The 15,981-nt window shown below is 71.7% G+C and carries 15 protein-coding genes; 7 read left to right on the top strand and 8 right to left on the bottom strand.

Annotated features, from left to right (window positions below; genetic code table 11):
* Window positions 1-12 precede the first annotated feature (12 nt).
* The 5 genes from POF73_RS17430 to POF73_RS17410 all read right to left on the bottom strand — a co-directional run bounded on the left by POF73_RS17430 (window position 13) and on the right by POF73_RS17410 (window position 5,136).
* The gene (locus tag POF73_RS17430) at window positions 13-618 is read right to left on the bottom strand and encodes a GTP-binding protein (protein WP_272116200.1); all 606 of its coding nucleotides are present in this window, start codon (window positions 616-618) and stop codon (window positions 13-15) included.
* Between the two features lie 186 nt (window positions 619-804).
* On the bottom strand, window positions 805-1,218 hold the full coding sequence (locus POF73_RS17425; RefSeq protein WP_272116198.1) for a DUF742 domain-containing protein: 414 nt from the start codon (window positions 1,216-1,218) through the stop codon (window positions 805-807).
* 20 nt (window positions 1,219-1,238) lie between these two features.
* Complete coding sequence (locus POF73_RS17420) at window positions 1,239-1,676, bottom strand: roadblock/LC7 domain-containing protein (RefSeq protein ID WP_272116196.1); 438 nt, start codon at window positions 1,674-1,676, stop codon at window positions 1,239-1,241.
* Window positions 1,673-4,264 (bottom strand): sensor histidine kinase, encoded by a 2,592-nt coding sequence (locus tag POF73_RS17415; protein ID WP_272116194.1) that lies wholly within the window; start codon window positions 4,262-4,264, stop codon window positions 1,673-1,675. The genes POF73_RS17420 and POF73_RS17415 overlap by 4 nt, the downstream gene beginning before the upstream one ends.
* 98 nt (window positions 4,265-4,362) lie before the next feature.
* Window positions 4,363-5,136, bottom strand: a complete 774-nt coding sequence (locus tag POF73_RS17410) for an MHYT domain-containing protein (protein WP_272116192.1) — start codon at window positions 5,134-5,136, stop codon at window positions 4,363-4,365.
* A 143-nt stretch (window positions 5,137-5,279) separates the two neighbouring features.
* Between POF73_RS17410 and POF73_RS17405 the strand changes: the two genes are divergently transcribed.
* Window positions 5,280-5,888, top strand: a complete 609-nt coding sequence (locus POF73_RS17405; protein WP_272116189.1) for a class I SAM-dependent methyltransferase — start codon at window positions 5,280-5,282, stop codon at window positions 5,886-5,888.
* A 4-nt stretch (window positions 5,889-5,892) separates the two neighbouring features.
* On the opposite strand, the gene POF73_RS17400 is transcribed toward POF73_RS17405, so the two are convergent.
* Complete coding sequence (locus POF73_RS17400) at window positions 5,893-6,648, bottom strand: alpha/beta fold hydrolase (RefSeq protein ID WP_272116187.1); 756 nt, start codon at window positions 6,646-6,648, stop codon at window positions 5,893-5,895.
* Window positions 6,649-6,780: 132 nt separating this feature from the next.
* Between POF73_RS17400 and POF73_RS17395 the strand changes: the two genes are divergently transcribed.
* Entirely contained in the window at window positions 6,781-7,305 is a 525-nt protein-coding gene (locus tag POF73_RS17395) for a PadR family transcriptional regulator (protein ID WP_272116185.1), read from the top strand.
* On the opposite strand, the gene POF73_RS17390 is transcribed toward POF73_RS17395, so the two are convergent.
* A complete protein-coding gene (locus POF73_RS17390; RefSeq protein WP_272116183.1) occupies window positions 7,291-8,187 on the bottom strand; it encodes an oxygenase MpaB family protein in 897 nt (298 codons plus the stop codon). The two genes, POF73_RS17395 and POF73_RS17390, sit on opposite strands and share 15 nt — an antisense overlap.
* Before the next feature lie 99 nt (window positions 8,188-8,286).
* On the opposite strand from POF73_RS17390, the gene POF73_RS17385 reads away from it, so the two are divergent.
* The 3 genes from POF73_RS17385 (at window position 8,287) to POF73_RS17375 (ending at window position 11,271) form a co-directional block, all read left to right on the top strand.
* Window positions 8,287-8,583: a hypothetical protein gene (locus tag POF73_RS17385; protein WP_272116180.1), complete on the top strand. Its 297-nt coding sequence runs from the start codon at window positions 8,287-8,289 to the stop codon at window positions 8,581-8,583.
* Window positions 8,584-8,718: 135 nt separating this feature from the next.
* The gene (locus POF73_RS17380; protein ID WP_272116178.1) at window positions 8,719-9,606 is read left to right on the top strand and encodes a hypothetical protein; all 888 of its coding nucleotides are present in this window, start codon (window positions 8,719-8,721) and stop codon (window positions 9,604-9,606) included.
* Between the two features lie 270 nt (window positions 9,607-9,876).
* Window positions 9,877-11,271, top strand: coding sequence for a tannase/feruloyl esterase family alpha/beta hydrolase (locus POF73_RS17375; protein WP_272116176.1), 1,395 nt, complete (start codon window positions 9,877-9,879; stop codon window positions 11,269-11,271).
* 3 nt (window positions 11,272-11,274) lie between these two features.
* On the opposite strand, the gene POF73_RS17370 is transcribed toward POF73_RS17375, so the two are convergent.
* Window positions 11,275-11,457 (bottom strand): hypothetical protein, encoded by a 183-nt coding sequence (locus tag POF73_RS17370; RefSeq protein ID WP_062704261.1) that lies wholly within the window; start codon window positions 11,455-11,457, stop codon window positions 11,275-11,277.
* Between the two features lie 248 nt (window positions 11,458-11,705).
* Between POF73_RS17370 and POF73_RS17365 the strand changes: the two genes are divergently transcribed.
* Both POF73_RS17365 and POF73_RS17360 read left to right on the top strand, forming a co-directional pair.
* The gene (locus tag POF73_RS17365; RefSeq protein WP_272116170.1) at window positions 11,706-14,573 is read left to right on the top strand and encodes a DEAD/DEAH box helicase; all 2,868 of its coding nucleotides are present in this window, start codon (window positions 11,706-11,708) and stop codon (window positions 14,571-14,573) included.
* Window positions 14,570-15,856 carry an SWF or SNF family helicase gene (locus POF73_RS17360; protein WP_272116168.1) on the top strand — a complete coding sequence of 429 codons (1,287 nt, stop codon included), beginning with the start codon at window positions 14,570-14,572 and terminating at the stop codon, window positions 15,854-15,856. The genes POF73_RS17365 and POF73_RS17360 overlap by 4 nt, the downstream gene beginning before the upstream one ends.
* Window positions 15,857-15,981: the final 125 nt, after the last annotated feature.

Below are 15,981 nucleotides of genomic sequence, written 5' to 3'. Positions count from 1 at the left end.
GGCTGAGGGCCGTCAGCCCACGGAGTCGAGCAGCCGGGCGGTGTGCATCCGCCCGGCGTACTCGACGAGCCGGATCAGCACCTCCTTTCCCGAGTCGCGATCCCGGGCGTCGCAGAGCACCACGGGTGTTCCCCGGTCCAGGTCAAGGGCGCGTGAGACGTCGTGGGTGCCGTATGTCCGGGCGCCGGCGAAGCAGTTGACGGCCACGACGAACGGGATGTGCCGGTGCTCGAAGTAGTCCACTGCGGGGAAGCAGTCCTCCAGGCGCCGTGTGTCGGCGAGGACGACCGCGCCCAGAGCGCCTTGCGACAGCTCGTCCCACAGGAACCAGAATCGGTCCTGCCCGGGGGTGCCGAAGAGGTAGAGGGACAGACCGGACCGGATGGTGATGCGCCCGAAGTCCATGGCCACGGTGGTGGTGACCTTCTGGTCCACGCCGTCGGTGTCGTCCACGGACTGGCCTGCTTCGCTGAGCAGTTCCTCGGTGCGCAGCGGCCTGATCTCACTGACCGCGCCCACCAGGGTGGTCTTGCCGACGCCGAATCCGCCGGCCACAAGAATCTTCAGCGCCAGGGCGGCCGTATCACCGTCGTAGGCGTCGGAGTGCTCGGAGACCATCGATCACTTCTCTCTGGAGTGCCGGCGTCGGTCGGCGTCGCTGTGCGAAGTCAGCATCATGACAACTGCCGCCGCACTTTGTGGAGTTGGACCGATTTTTACCCGATCCGACCGTCTTGTTCCTGTTGGATGCCTGGACGCATGCACGAGTGGGTCGTACGGGACCGGCTGGTTCTGACATGTCATCTACAGCGCCCGCAGCCCTTCGATCACCTCGCGCAGGATCCTCTCGTCCGGAAGCTGTGCGGGCGGCACCGGACGGCTGACGGTGACGCAGCCCAGTTCCAGGAGGTCACCGAGCAGCACCCTGACGACCCCCACGGGCAGATCGGCGCCCGCGGCGAGCTCCGCGACCGACTGTGTCTCCGGGCGACACAGCTCGATGAGGGCCCGGTGTTCCGGGCCGAATGCGGTGTCCTCGCCGGCACCGGGCGCGGCGCCGTCCAGGGTGACGAGGGCGATCAGGTCGAACCGCACCCCGGTGGGGCCCGGTCTGGTGCGCCCGCCCGTCATGGCGTAGGGGCGCACGAGGGGCCCGGCCTCGCTGTCGTACCACTGACTGCCCTGCTCGCGCGGGGTGTCCGTCGTGTCCTCGGTCATGTGCGCGGACGCCCTTCCGCTCATCCCGCGGCGGGCGGCCGCGCGGCTGTGCGCGTCGGTGTGTGGAGGTGCTCGCCGACGCGCTTGACCAGCCGTGCCATCTCGTACGCCACCAGCCCGATGTCGGCGGTCACGGCGGTGAGGACGGCGAGGCAGGAGCCGTCGCCCGCGGCCGCCACGAACAGGAAGGCGTCGTCCATCTCCACCATGGTCTGGCGTACGCCGCCGGCGCCGAAGTGCCGTCCCGCGCCCTTGGCCAGGCTGTGGAAGCCTGAGGCGACCGCGGCCAGGTGCTCGGCGTCCTCGCGCCGGAGGTCGGTCGACGCGCCCACGGCGAGTCCGTCGTTGGACAGCACCACGGCATGCCGCACCTCACGCACCCGCAGCACCAGGTCGTCCAGCAACCAGTCGAGTTCGCCGGACCGCTGGGCGGCCCTCATGCTCGGATCCTGGATCATGCGAGGTCTCCTTCGCTGCTGTCGCTGCGCGCCGGGGAATCGGGAGTGGCCCGGCGGCCGGGCTGCCTGCCGCCGCCGCGCGCCCAGCCGTCGCGGTAGGCCGCCATTCGGTCCCTGACGAGTTCGGGGGTGCGCTGGTCGTCGTGGGAGGTGTGCGTGGGCGCTCCCGGCGGTTCCTCGGCGCGTCCCTCGCGCAGTTGGGGGGCGAGGCTCGCCTGCCGTACGCGGCGTGGGAGGTCGTCGGAGGCTTCGGGGTCGGCCGCAGGGCGGTGCAGTCGCAAGGTGGTGACTCCGGGAGGCGGGGTGTCGGACTTGGGCTCGGCCTCGGGTGGTGCGGGAGCCACCAGAGCGGGCCGGTCGGCGGACGCGGGCACGGATTCCTGGTGCCGGTCGGCGACCGGGCGGGCGGAACCCTGGTGCCGGTCGGCCACCGCGTGGACCGAACTCTGGTGCCGGTCGGCGGCGGGCACGCGCGCGTACTCGCGTTCGGCGGGCAGCTCGGTGTCCGCCCTGCCGCCGGGGGAACGTTCCGCCGTGGCGTTGTGCAGCAGGGCCGTGGGCAGCAGGACGACCGCGGTGGTGCCGCCGTAGGGCGAGGTGCGCAGGTGCACCTTGATGCCGTGCCGGGAGGCGAGCCTGCTCACCACGAAGAGGCCGAGCCGGTCGCTGTCGAACAGGTCGAGCGCCTCGGACTGCTCGATGCGCCGGTTGGCCTCGGCGAGAGTCTCCTTGCCCATGCCCAGCCCGCGGTCCTCGACCTCGACGGCGTACCCGTTGCCGACGGGCTCACCGGTGATGCGCACGCGCGTGTGGGGCGGTGAGAACTGGGCGGCGTTCTCCGCGAGCTCGGCCAGGAGGTGGGTGAGGTCGGCGACGGCCGCGCCGATGACCTGCGCCTCGGGAAGCTGCCGTACCTCCACGCGCGCGTAGTCCTCGACTTCGGAGACGGCCGCGCGGACCACGTTGGTCAGGGACACCGGCATGCGCCAGGCCCTCCCGGGTGCCGCTCCCGAGAGGATGATCAGGCTCTCGGCGTGGCGTCGCATGCGGGTGGTGAGATGGTCGAGCCGGAAGAGATCGCTCAGTTCGTTCGGGTCGTCGGAGCGCCGCTCCATGCTGTCCAGCAGGCTCAGTTGACGGTGCACGAGGACCTGGCTGCGGCGGGCGAGGTTGACGAAGACCCCGGAGATGCCGCTGGCGAGCTCGGCGCGCTCCACGGCGGCCCGGAGCGCTGCACGGTGGACGGTACCCAGGGCCTCGCCGACCTGACCGGTCTCGTCCTCCGCGGGCGGTCCGGGCGGCGCCTCGGCCCGGACGTCGATCTCCTCGCCGGCCCGCAGCCTCCGCATGGCTTCGGGAAGTTTGCGCCGGGCGATCTCCAGCGCGCGGTTGCGCAGGCTCACCAGCTCGACGACGAGGCCGCGGCCGATGCGCACGGAGATCACAAGTGAGGCGGCGACGGCGGCGAGGCCGAAGAGAACGGCGGCACCGGCGGGGGTGAGCAGACCGCGGGTGAAGGGGTCGGCGCGCTCCGCCGCATCCCGCCCGGCGTCCTGCTCGATCGTCCGCATCGAGCCCTGCACGCGTGCGTGTGCCTTGCTCCAAGTCGCTTCCGCCGCTGCCTCGATCGCCTGCACTCCGGGTGCGTTGGCGAGGACCTTGTCCTCGACGGCGGCCACCGTCCCGTAAGCGCTGCCGTCAGCGAGGCGTTGCCAGGCCGCGCGTTCCGGGCCCCGCAGGTCGGCGACGGCGGACTCGGTGAGGGCGCGGCGGGTGTCGACGGCACCGGTGAACAGCCGCGCCCGCTGTCCATCGAGGTGCCCGGCGAGGCGTGCGCTGTCGAGCACGACGTCCTCCTGAGCCAGGGCCTCGCCCGCGCGGGCGAATTCGAGCAGCACGCGCGCGGCGGACCCGAGTTCGGCGTCCTGGATGCCGGTGAGCGCGCCGCCCACCGAGAACGCGCCGGCGATGGTCTTCGTGTACTGCCCGTACGTCTCGTCCCAGCCCGTGCGGCGGTCGAGTACGGCGCTCCGTAAGGTGGTCAGCCGCTCGGCGCCGGTGACGAAGGCTTCGAGGCGCCGGGCCACGCCGGCGGGGAACTCCTCGCCGGCGGCGACCGTGTTGCGGTCGTCGAGCCGCAGCCGCGCCACCGCCTTGTCCGTGTCCCGCGCGAGCTTCTTGTAGGCACCGCCCTGTTCGGCGGACGGATCGCCCGCATAGTGCACCGCGGCCGAGCGTTCGGCCTGGAGGGCGGCGACGGCTGCCGCGACGGGCGTCCTGATCCCGGAGTCGACGCGCTGCAACTGACGCAGCCTGGAGACGTCCTGGGCGGTGGTGACGGTGGCGTAGGCCCACAGCGCCAGCAGCGAGACCACCGGCACCATCAGCAGGCAGACGATCTTGGCCCGAACGGTGCGCGGGCGTATCCGCCATTGCTCCGCGCGCGTGGGCGGGTCGTCCGGCGTCGCGTCCGTGGGCCCTTCGGGGCTCTCGTCGGCGGGCGGTCCGGCGTGGGCGCGGCGGCCGCGCACGAGGGGCGGGGACGGCGTCCGGCCGTCGGCCTCAGTGGTCCTACGGGGTGTACGCATGGCCTCCTCGCTCGGAAGTGGTTCGGGGGGCGTGCCTTCGTGCTCGGAGTCGGCTCGGAGGTGTGCCCGCTGTGGCCGTCGCCGGTCGGCTCCCGCCGCTAGCCGACGGCGCCCTCGACCGGCCGCTCGGCCGACGCGGATGCCTCGCGTTCCCCCGTGGTGGGCGAGAGTGCGACGAAGGCCGAGGTCAGGAAGAGGTAGGACCCGAGGCCGACGGCGAGGGGGAAGATGAACTGCATCGCCGTAGCCCCGGGCAGGGCCTCGCCGGAGGGCGCGACGTCCACGGAGACCGCGAACATCCCCGTGTAGTGCATGCTGCTGACCGCCGCGCCCATGATCAGGGAGGCGATGGTGACGGCGACCGGCGACCTGATGTTGAGCGCTGCCCATAGGGCTGCCGTCGCCGCGACGACGGCGATCAGGACGGAGAGTGCGACGAGGGCGGGGTCGTAGGTGACGTCACCGTGGAGTCGTACGGCGGCCATGCCCAGGTAGTGCATGCTCGCGACGCCGAGCCCGGTGGTGAGCCCGCCGAGGAGGAGCGCGCGCGTGCGGTCACGGCTGTGACCGACGGCGAAGACGCCGGCGCAGACGACGGTCATGGCGACGAGGAGGCTCACGATGGTGAGCGGCACGTCGTAGCGGATGTCGGTGCCGCTGACGCTGAAGCCCAGCATGGCCACGAAGTGCATGGTCCAGATGCCGGTGCCGATCGCCGAGGCCGCGGTGACGAGCCAGTTGCGGCGCGACCGGCCGGTGGCTCCGAGCGCTCGGACGGTGCAGCGCAGGCCGAGCGCGGCGCCTATGCACGCCATCATGTACGACAGCACGGGGGTCAGCCAGCCGAGGGCGGCGTGGTCCAGGTGTCCCATGGCCCCGGGACGCTAGCCGGGGCAGGGGCGCGCGAAGGGGGCGCATTTCGAAAGCTGTTGGAATATGACGCAGAGATGCGCCGGAACGATCGCGCCACGCTCGAACGTGTGCACAACGGTGTCCTCCGTGTCGGTGAGGGATCATGCGGTGCATGAGCGACGACCACACACATGTGCAGGAGTTCTTCACCGCCCGCGCCGCCGACTGGGACAGCCGGTTCCCCGACGACGGTCCCGCCTACGCGGCCGCGGTCGCCGAGCTCAGGCTGCGCGAGGGCGACGGCGTGCTCGACGCGGGCTGCGGCACGGGACGCGCCCTGCCGCCGCTGCGTGCCGCCGTGGGGCCCTCGGGAGTGGTCGTCGGGGCCGATCTGACCCCGGCGATGCTGGAGGCCGCCGTACGGGCCGGGCGGGCCGCGGACGGGCAGTTGCTGCTCGCCGACGTGGCCGCGCTGCCGGTGCGGTCGGAGTCGCTCGACGCCGTGTTCGCCGCCGGGCTCATCGCGCACCTCCCTCATCCGGCAGAGAACCTCCGGGAGTTGGCACGGGTGGTGCGCCGCGGGGGCACGCTCGCGCTGTTCCACCCGATCGGCAGGGCGGCGCTCGCCGCACGCCAGGGCAGGCAGATCACCCCGGACGATCTGCGGGCCGAGCCCAACCTCCGGCCGCTGCTGGCCGGCGCCGGGTGGCGCATGACGTCGTACGTCGACGAGGAGGACCGCTTCCTGGTCCTGGCCGTACGGGAGTCCTGACCCCTCAGCCCTGTCCGGCGACCGCCGCCACGAAGGCGTCGGGGTTGTCGAACATGACGTTGTGGCCGGCGCCGGGCACGGTCACGACACGCACTCCGGCGGTCTCCAGGGCTTCCCTGCCGGGGAGTTCACCGCTGAGTTCGCCCTGCAGGTACACCCGGTCGATCGACAGCTCTTCGAGGATGTCCCGCATGATCGGCTCGGAACCGCGCCGCAGCCATGTGGCGCTGCGGTGCAGGGCGCGCGGGTCGGCCAGGCGCATGGTCGCCGCCCACAGCGACCCGACTCCTTCCAGCACGCGCGCGTGCGCGCCGTCGACGAACTCGTCCTCCTCGTAGGCCGTGATCGAGGCGCTCCCCGCAGCGGGAGGGGGCGAAGCGTCGAGGTTGGCCTCGGTCAGCACCAGACGGGAGACGAGGTCGGGACGACGACGGGCCAGCACGATGGCGACGGAACCACCCATGCTGTGCGCGATCAGCTCGGCGCCGGTCAGCCCGGCCGCGTCCAGCGCCGCCGCCAGGGCGTCGGCGTGGTCCTCCAGCCGGTAAGCGAAGTCCTCGGGCCGGTCACTGATGCCGTGGCCCGGCAGATCGACGAACAGGCTCCGGCGGCCCGCGAGTTCGGTCCGGGCCGCGATGTGCGCGTGGTACACGGCGGAGACCGACCCCAGTCCGTGCACGTACACGCGCGCAGGCCCCTCCCCCGGCGTCTCCGTCCAGCGAATGCAGTTGCCCTTGCCGTCGAACTCGGTCTGTCTCATCAAGTCCCCCTTGGAGTCTCAGTCGGCACGCAAGACGATATACCTCGATACCGATGTATAGCCAGAGCGATGTACAACATCTCAGGCGTACACCAGCCCAGATGTACAGCGGAAGTGAGTGACAATGAGGGCATGCTGGAGCTCGCCATCCTCGGATTCCTCTACGACACCCCGCTTCACGGCTATGAGCTGCGCAAACGCATCGCGGCGCTCACGGGGCACGTGAAACCGGTCGCCGAGAGCACGCTGTACCCCGCGATCAAGCGGCTGGAGAAGGCGGGCCTGCTGGCCCGCGCGACGGAGCCCGGATCAGTGGCCGCTCCGCGTCACGTCCTGACGCTGACCGAAGCGGGACGACAGGAGCTGCACCGCCGACTGACCGAGCCCGACCCGCGCGACATCAGCGACGAGAACCGCTGGTTCACGGTGCTCGCCTTCCTGCGGCACCTGGACGACGCGGCAGCCCAGTCCGCCGTACTGCGGCGTCGTCTGGCCTTCCTCGAAGAGCCCGCGAGCTTCTTCTACGACGGTGACCGGCCGCTCAGCGCGGAGGAGCTGGACGATCCCTTCCGGCGCGGCATCCTGACCATCGCGCGTGCCACGTCCCGTACCGAACTCACCTGGCTGCGCGAGACTATCGCCTCACTCGGCGACTGACCGGTCGATGTGCCGGACGGGGCAGCCGCTGACGCCGGGGACCGGGTTGGTGCCGAGCTCTTCGAGCCGGTAGCCGTCGGGGTATCCCTTGATCTCCCAGTTCTGGCGTGCGTAGTGCGGTTCCCGGCGCGGCGGCAGCAGACGGACCACACGCCCACGCGCGCGTACCGCGCGCCGTACGAGAGCGCGGGTGGTGGCGCTCGGCGCCGGGTAGCGGAAGGCCTCCAGCAGCGACTCGTCGAGCAGGGCGAGTGTCGAGGTGCGCAGAAGGGGCGCGAGCGGGCGCGGATACCAGGAGGCCATCAGATCGATGGTCGCGTCCGAGACCCGCCGGGCGCCCTCGTCCCAGGCGAAGTGGGCCTCCTCGTAGGCATCGAGGCAGGCCTCGAACTCCTCGTAGGACTCGGGTACGCCCTCGATGCCCAGGTGCCGGCCCAGGGTGCCGTAGTGGACGGCGGAGGCCACGATCTCGTGACGCGAGAGCCTGCGCCAGCCGTAGGCGTCGATCCATCGCCTGGGCACGACGACGAACGTGCACAGCACGTAGCGCATGTCGTCGTTGCTGATGTCGTAGCTGCGGTGCATCTGGTTGATCCGGCGGATCGCCGTGCGGCCCTGTTCACTGCCGAAACCGTGCTCGACGACGGCGTCGAGGAGCAGCGAGGTGTCGTCGTAGCGCTTCTGCGAGCGGTCCGTGAGCTCGGCTGTCTCGGCGAGGAGCCGGCCGATGCTGGGCACGGCGTACGTGCGGTAGAGCGCCAGCTCCAGTGCTCTGGTGAAGTCCCAGGGGAACTCGTACGCCGCGGTGAGCCGGTAGATCTCCGAGGCCTCGCCGAACGGGTCCATCCGCCTGATCTGTTCCAGCCGCTCGAAGCGCTTCACCGAGCCGACCCCCTTCTGCAGCCGAGGCTCCAACTCTACGTTGAATGAGGGAAGATGGATGATCAGTCAGACAGGCCGGACAGGGGGAAGGTGCTCAGTATGTGGGCCAGGGTGCGCAAGTCGTGTGCGAGAGTTCTCCGTTCCTTGCGTGTGGAGGCGGACACCCACAAGGACACGCGCACGCACAATCTGTTCGAGGCGGCCGCCGTGTATGTGTCGGCCCGCGCGGAGGACGACCAGGAGCAGGTGGACGAGGCCGCCGGCTGGGTGTCTCCGGAGGCTCTCTCGTTCGGGGTGAGCGAGCTGGCGTGCCGGGCCGTCATCGCGCTCGCCCGGGAGCGCGACGAGTCGCCGCAGACCGTCGCGCGGGACCTCCTGGGCATCCCGGCGGCCTGACACTGCGGACAATCGCGGTCGATTCGCCCCGTCCAGTCGGAAAACTGCAGCTCCGGGTATGTCTGAGAGTCGTGACAAGCTGCTTCCGGTCGCACTAGGGTGCGCGCCGATGGACGAACCGATGGGGAGGCTGGGATGGCCGGGACGGACGAGGAGGCCGTCGCCGCCGCGGACGATGCGCTCTATGTGCTCACGGCGGTGTTGCTGACGCCGGCGAAGTTCCCGAGCGTGCTGGGCGACGACTATCCGGAGGCCTGCGCGGCGCTCGACCTCGCGCCGCTGGCGGACGGATACGGCCTGGTGCTCGGCCAGGACGGCGACGGCGCCCGGTGGACGGTCGTCATCGACGACGTCTCCCTGGTCGCGGTCGCCATCGCGTCCTGGGACTGCGGTATGGAGTACGACCTGTCACCCGACGAACGCACGGTCGTGGCCGCGCTGCCCGGCTGGCCCCTCGCGGTCGCCGTCGCCGCCCCCAACGTCCCGGCACCGCACGATCCCGACCCGGAGATCGCCGACGGTCCCCCGCTGACGCCGCCCGACACCAGCGTGTGGGGCCCGGCTCAGCGGCGCCTGGGCGCCGACGAGATCGCCCTGCAGTGGGCGACGTGGCGGGAGCAGATCGACGACGCCGAGTTCGCGACGCCGGGCGGCGGGTCGGACGCCGCCGAGGGCGCTGATGAGGGCGACGGCGGAAGCGGTGACGGAGGCGACGGCAAGGGCGAGGACGCCGAGACGGCCGGGAACCCGGGTGGCCACAGCGGCGTCCGGCGAGTCCTCGCCGAGGCGCGCGGGTACGTGGAGTCCCCGCCGCCCCTCGGCCGCGTCCGGTCTTCGTTCGCGCCCGGCGACGCGCGGACCCTGCGCGCGGACGGCCCCGGCTGGTCGCTCGTCGCCAGGACCGACGACATCGCCTTCGTGCTCCTCGACGACGAACCCGGCGAGGTCCTGCCGGTGGGTCGTGGCCCGGAGCTGCCCGGGCTGCTGGAAGCGCTCGACAAGATGGCCGTACGGCCGATCTGAGCCGCACGCCGGGCGACGGATGTCGACATGGCTGCGGGTACGTGGGACAGGTCGGCACTCCCCTGCGGATGGAAGAGTCGGGGGACTCGCACCCTTCGTGCGTAGTCGGCGTGGGCGGAGCTGTGCCGCTGTCTTGGGACCCCATGTCGCGAAGGCGTTCGATGTGGCCCCAACCCATGGAAGGCCCGGAGTCAGGCCCGCACCATGAGGCAGCCTTCACGGCTCCGTCCTCTCCCGTCGTGCTCCGTCTCCCGCCTCCAGGAGGCCGTCATGCGTCTGTCCCGAGGTGTCCCGTTCGTCACCGCCGCGCTGGTGGCCGGCGTGCTGAGCTGGCCGACTCCCGTAGTGGCCAAGGCAGTTGGTGAGCGGCACTGCCCACGCCTGGAACGCGTCCGGGTACCTGGCGCGGCCTCCCAGCAGAGCGCCTGTCTCGCGGATCTGACCACGACGGGACTCGCCGGCACGCCCTACACCGACATGGCCGACCAGGCCGGGCTGACGGCACGGGGCACCCGGACGCCGGCCGGGGTTCCCGGGATGCAGATCGACGGCTATTTCCCGGACTCCTCCCGCTTCAACGCCACGCACGGCCTGCACCACGACGCACAGTTCGTGATCCGGCTGCCGGACCGCTGGAACGGCGGACTGGTCGTCACCGGAGCCCCTGGCACCCGCAGACAGTACGCGACGGACACGGCGATCTCCGACCAGGTGCTCGCCCTGGGTTACGCCTACGCCGCGACCGACAAGGGCAACAACGGCGCCGACTTCTACCGCGACGGCACACGGCCCGGTGACGCCGTCGCCGAGTGGAACACACGGACCACCGAACTCACCCGGGCCGCCCGCAAAGCGGTGGCCCAGCGGTACGGGCACGCTCCCCGCCGTACCTACATGACGGGCATCTCCAACGGCGGATATCTCACCCGCTGGCAGCTGGAGAACCATCCCGAGTTGTACGACGGCGGCGTGGACTGGGAGGGCGCCCTGTGGACCGCGGACGGCCCCAATCTGCTCACCTCCTTGCCCACGGCAGTGGCGCACATGCTCGGCGGCGGGCGGGACGAGGACCTGTACGCGGCTGGTTTCGCCCGTGGCTCCGAGTTTCTGTGGCCGTACCACGAGCAGGCCTACTGGGGAGTCACCCAGAAGATCTACCGCGCCGAGTTCGACCCGGCGTACGACGCCCGCTGCCCCGGCCCGTCCGCCGGGAGCACGCCGGAGCGGATCCTGGCGCCATGCCCGTCCGATGCCGCGTACGACTACGCGTCACGTCCGGCGGCCGTGCGCCACGCGGTGGCCCGCGTCGCGCTGACCGGGCGCATCGGCAGACCGCTGATCACCCTGCACGGTGATCTGGACGCGCTGCTGCCGAAGGCCGCCGATTCGGATGTGTACGCACGCATGGTCGACGCGAGCGGACGGGGCCGTCTGCACCGCTATTTCACGATCACGGGCGGCACGCACGTGGACGGGCTGTACGACACGTATCCGGACCGGCTCCGGCCGATCCTGCCCTGTTACCGGTCGGCGTTCGACGCACTGGTGTCATGGGTGGAGCGAGGCACCCGACCGCCCGCGGACCGCACCGTCGACAGGCCCGCGAACGGCGATGTGCTCAACTCCTGCGCACTGTCCAGCCCGGTCGCACCGGCAGCCGGGTGAGGGTCAGCGGCCGAGTTCCTTGCGCGTGGCACGGCGCAGCCTGCGCCGCTGTGACGGGTCGAGCGTGAGGTACGCGGCGGCCGGGACTCCCAGGACTATCAGGAGCGCGGCCCACCAGGGCAGCCAGATCAGCAGGATGAGACCGGCCGCCACACCTCCCGCGGCGATCTTCGCGTTCTTCGACATCTGCGTCGCCTCCTTCGCGGCCACTGCCGCTGTCTGACCTGAGAACGGGTCCGCGCTTCCAGCGGTTCCGAACCGCGACCCTGAGACGACCCTGAGCTGCGGCCCCTACGGGTCACGTACCCAGGGATACCCACACCCATCGACGAGTGACCCAGGTCACGACGCGATGATGCCAGGTTCGCCATCGAAGTGCTGTACCCTCGGCCACCCAAACGCCAGTAGTCAAATTTGAGGAGTGCTGTAGCGCTGTGCCGAGGCTTTCCGGGGCAACACCGTCCGAGATCTCCGAACTGGCATCCTGCTGTGCCGTCTTCGTACCCGGTGATCCGGCCCGCACCGGCCGGGTCGCCTTCTGGCGGGCCGATGGCGAAACCGCCCCGTTCGTCGCGTCCGGATCCGTCGAGGATCTGACCGTCGCCCTGCCCGGCGAGGACGGTGTCGAGCTGCTGAGCGTTCCGGCCGTCGTGCTGCCGGTGTGTGCCGCTCTGCCTGTACTCACGCGCGTGCGTGCAGACCCGCAGGCGCACCGGGCGGCCGCTTTCTGGGGCGCCGCCTCGGTACTGGCACTGCAACTCGTGGCACGCGGTCTGCTGCTGCCCGGCCTCTCTGCCACCGACCACGACGCCTGGCGCGTCGGTCCCCTGCGCCCCGAGGACGTCGAACGCATCCGCGCCCTCGCCGCCGCGATGCCGCCCGAGGCGCACGCCGTACCCCTGGAGGGCGCCGCATCACTGCGGTTGCCGGACCCGGAGCGGCTGCTGCGGGCCTTCCTGGACGCGGTCGCCGACGCGCTGCCCCGCTCCCCCGGTGCGCCGCTCGTGACGGGCGGGCCCGCCTATGCGGCGCAGGACCCGCGACACGTCCCCGAACAACGCGCGTGGGCCGCCGATGTCGCCGCGGGCCACGACGCGGGCGTACGGCTGTCTCTGCGGCTTGAGGCGCCCGGCCTCGCCGCGGCGACGCAGGAGGACGCGGCGCTGTCGTTCCGGGCGGTACTGCAGGTGCACAGCGTGAGCGATCCGACGCTGGTCGCGGATGCCGGTGACGTGTGGGCGGGTGACGTACGGGCGGGGTCCGCCGCCTTCGGCCCGCGGGCGCGGATGGACGCCCTGCTGGCGCTGCGTCGGGCCGCGCGTGCCTGGAGTCCGCTCACGCCGTTGCTCTCGGCGGCCGTTCCGGACGCCGTGGACCTGGCCGACGAGGAGGTGACCGACCTTCTGGGGCAGGGCGCCAAGGCCCTGGCCGGTGCCGGCGTCGACGTGCACTGGCCCAAGGAGCTGGCCCGCAATCTGACCGCCCGCGCGGTGATCGGTCCGCCGGATGACGAGTCCGTACCGGGCAGGCTCTGCTCGGACACCCCGTCGTTCCTGTCGGCCGACGCGCTGCTCGCCTTCAACTGGTGGTTCGCACTGGGCGACCAGCGGCTGACGCGCGAGGAGCTGAACGCTCTCGCCGAGTCGAACCGCCCCGTGGTGCGGCTGCGCGATCAGTGGGTGCTCGTCGATCCGCAGGAGGTGCGACGCGCCCGCGCGCAGCAGGACCACAAGGTCACCCCCATCGACGCGCTCGGCGCCGCGCTGACGGGCTCCACGGAGGTCGACGGCCGCCAGGTCGAGGTCCGGGCCACCGGGTGGCTCGCGACGCTGCGGGAACGGCTGGCGGATCCCGAGGGGCAGGAGCCGGTCGGCCAGCCCGCCGCCCTCGCGGCCACACTGCGGGACTACCAGCGGCGGGGCCTGAGTTGGCTGGCCCGGATGACGTCCCTGGGTCTGGGCGGCTGTCTGGCCGACGACATGGGCCTCGGCAAGACGATCACACTGATCGCGCTGCATCTGCACCGGCAGTCCGACGCCGAGTCCGCCGGTCCGACGCTGGTCGTGTGTCCGACCTCCCTGATGGGCAACTGGCAGCGCGAGATCGAGAAGTTCGCGCCCGGCACGCGCGTACGTCGCTTTCACGGCTCGCGGCGCGACCTGGACGCCGTCGCGGACGGGGAGTTCGTGCTCACGACGTACGGCACGATGCGCATGGACGCGGGTCGGCTCGGCACGGTGCCGTGGGGCATGGTCGTGGCCGACGAGGCCCAGCATGTGAAGAACCCGTACTCGGCGACCGCGCGGGAGCTGCGTTCCATCGGCGCACGCGCACGTGTGGCGCTCACCGGCACGCCCGTCGAGAACAACCTGTCGGAACTGTGGGCGATCCTCGACTGGACGACTCCCGGCCTCCTGGGCCGGCTGGGCACCTTCCGCACGCGCTACGCGCAAGCCGTGGAGGGCGGCCAGGACCCGGCCGCCGCCGAGCGTCTCGCCCGGCTGGTGCGCCCGTTCCTGCTGCGCCGACGCAAGTCGGATCCGGGCATCGCGCCGGAGCTGCCGCCGAAGACGGAGACCGATCACGCCGTGTCCCTCACCCCCGAACAGGCGGGCCTGTACGAGGCCGTGGTCCGCGAGACACTCGCGGACATCTCCGGTGCCGACAGCATGGCGCGACGCGGCATGATCGTGAAGCTCCTGACCGGCCTGAAGCAGATCTGCAACCACCCTGCCCAGTTCCTCAAGGAGGAGCAACCGAGGATCACCGGACGGTCGGGGAAGCTGGAGTTGCTGGACGAGTTGCTCGACACCATCCTGGCCGAGGGGGCGGGCGTGCTGGTCTTCACCCAGTACGTGCGCATGGGACGCCTCATCGAGCAGCACCTGGCCGCCCGTGGCACACCCTCGCAGTTCCTGCACGGCGGAACGCCCGTTGCCGAGCGCGAGTCGTTGGTGCGTCGCTTCCAGGACGGCGAAGTGCCCGTTTTCCTGCTGTCGTTGAAGGCCGCGGGCACCGGGCTGAACCTCACCCGCGCCGAGCACGTCGTGCACTTCGACCGCTGGTGGAATCCCGCCGTCGAGGCGCAGGCCACCGACCGGGCCTACCGCATCGGCCAGACCCGGCCCGTGCAGGTGCACCGGCTGATCGCCGAGGGGACCATCGAGGACCGCATCGCCGACATGCTGAGCCGCAAGCGGGAGCTGGCCGACGCGGTGCTGGGCGCCGGCGAGGCGGCACTGACCGAGCTGACGGACGCCGAGCTGGCCGATCTGGTGGAACTGCGAGGGGGCGCACGATGATTCGACACGACGGTGACATGGAGCGAACGTTCGCCGCGCTGCCGCCTGCGCACGGGCGGGGGTTCGCGCAGACGTGGTGGGGCCAGGCCTGGCTGAAGGCACTGGAGGAGACGGCGCTGGACTTGCAGCAGCTCAAGGCCGGCCGCAGGCTCGCGCGCGCGGGTGCGGTCGGCGCGGTGTCGGTGCGTCCGGGGCGTATCACGGCCGTCGTACAGAGCCGCGACCGTACGGCGCATCGGGCCGATGTGCTGCTGGAGGAGCTGTCCGCGCAGCAGTGGGATCGCTTCCTGGACATGACCGTCGAACGGGCGGGGCATGTCGCGGCGTTGCTGGACCGCGACATGCCGCCGCACCTGGTGGAGGACGCGGCGGCCACCGGTATCGAACTGCTGCCGGGCATGGGCGACCTGGAACCGGAATGCGACTGTGGCGCCTGGGACCACTGCGGGCACACGGCCGCACTCTGCTATCAGGTGGCACGGCTGCTGGACCAGGACCCCTTCGTCCTGTTCCTGATGCGTGGACGTGGCGAACGCGACCTGCTGGACGATCTCCAGGCCCGCAGCTCCGCGCCCGCCGGCACTCCGCCCGAAGCGTCCACGTCGGCCGAACCGGAAGGCGTCGACGCCGCGGAGGCGTATGCGACCGGCGACATCCTGCCGCCACTGCCCGCCGTTCCCGAGCTGCCCACCGAGCCGGAAGCACCGCCGTCCCTGGACACCGAGACGCCCCCCGCTCTCGGCGTCGACCCGGCCGCCCTGGAGTTCCTGGCCGCCCGGACGGCCGCGGAAGCGCACCGCCTGCTGGCGGACGCTCTCCGTACGAGTCCGGAACAGCAGGCGACGGAAGCGGCGTTGACGCTCGCCGAGGACGCGGTGCGTTTCGCCGCCGGATCCCCCGCCGAGGACGTCGCGGAGCGGCTGGCCGACGGGTCCGGGCGCGGCCGGGAGGGGCTGGCGCTGGGGGTTCGCGCCTGGCGTCTGGGAGGCGTCGCCGCGCTGTCCGTGCTCGACGAGGAGTGGACCGTCGAGGGCGAGACTCTCGCACGCGCGCGTGCCGCCCTGGAGTCCGCCTGGGACGAGGACGAGCGCCCGTCGCTGCGGGCACAGGGCAACCGTTGGACGGTCGTCGGTGCGCCGAGCCAACTGCGCCTGGGCCGCGACGGCCGCTGGTGGCCGTACCGCGAGGAACTCGGCCGCTGGGTACCCGCCGGAGGCCCGGCCCAGGACCCGGCGACGGCGCTGGCCTCGACACAGCCCGCGTCTGAGGACGGGGCACCGTAGGGCGTGCGCCCGGGGCCTCGGCAGGGGCACCCAGGCCGTCAAGGCGGAAGTCGGCTCGACGAGCGCCCGTCGCCCTGCGTTCACCTCACAGTCGTACGGCGTTCCGCGCGGGCTCCAACTCTGGC

Origin of the sequence: Streptomyces sp. HD (assembly GCF_028369295.1) — a bacterium.
Lineage (GTDB): Bacteria > Actinomycetota > Actinomycetes > Streptomycetales > Streptomycetaceae > Streptomyces.
Note: the sequence above shows the minus strand (reverse complement) of the source record. Positions and strands in the feature narration are given on the sequence as shown.

What these genes read in the sequence shown, in the direction of transcription:
- POF73_RS17430 (WP_272116200.1), bottom strand. Translation starts at nt 618, where the DNA reads ATGGTCTCCGAGCACTCCGACGCCTACGACGGTGATACGGCCGCCCTG.
- POF73_RS17425 (WP_272116198.1), bottom strand. Translation starts at nt 1,218, where the DNA reads ATGACCGAGGACACGACGGACACCCCGCGCGAGCAGGGCAGTCAGTGG.
- POF73_RS17420 (WP_272116196.1), bottom strand. Translation starts at nt 1,676, where the DNA reads ATGATCCAGGATCCGAGCATGAGGGCCGCCCAGCGGTCCGGCGAACTC.
- POF73_RS17415 (WP_272116194.1), bottom strand. Translation starts at nt 4,264, where the DNA reads ATGCGTACACCCCGTAGGACCACTGAGGCCGACGGCCGGACGCCGTCC.
- POF73_RS17410 (WP_272116192.1), bottom strand. Translation starts at nt 5,136, where the DNA reads ATGGGACACCTGGACCACGCCGCCCTCGGCTGGCTGACCCCCGTGCTG.
- POF73_RS17405 (WP_272116189.1), top strand. Translation starts at nt 5,280, where the DNA reads ATGCGGTGCATGAGCGACGACCACACACATGTGCAGGAGTTCTTCACC.
- POF73_RS17400 (WP_272116187.1), bottom strand. Translation starts at nt 6,648, where the DNA reads ATGAGACAGACCGAGTTCGACGGCAAGGGCAACTGCATTCGCTGGACG.
- POF73_RS17395 (WP_272116185.1), top strand. Translation starts at nt 6,781, where the DNA reads ATGCTGGAGCTCGCCATCCTCGGATTCCTCTACGACACCCCGCTTCAC.
- POF73_RS17385 (WP_272116180.1), top strand. Translation starts at nt 8,287, where the DNA reads ATGTGGGCCAGGGTGCGCAAGTCGTGTGCGAGAGTTCTCCGTTCCTTG.
- POF73_RS17380 (WP_272116178.1), top strand. Translation starts at nt 8,719, where the DNA reads ATGGCCGGGACGGACGAGGAGGCCGTCGCCGCCGCGGACGATGCGCTC.
- POF73_RS17375 (WP_272116176.1), top strand. Translation starts at nt 9,877, where the DNA reads ATGCGTCTGTCCCGAGGTGTCCCGTTCGTCACCGCCGCGCTGGTGGCC.
- POF73_RS17370 (WP_062704261.1), bottom strand. Translation starts at nt 11,457, where the DNA reads ATGTCGAAGAACGCGAAGATCGCCGCGGGAGGTGTGGCGGCCGGTCTC.
- POF73_RS17360 (WP_272116168.1), top strand. Translation starts at nt 14,570, where the DNA reads ATGATTCGACACGACGGTGACATGGAGCGAACGTTCGCCGCGCTGCCG.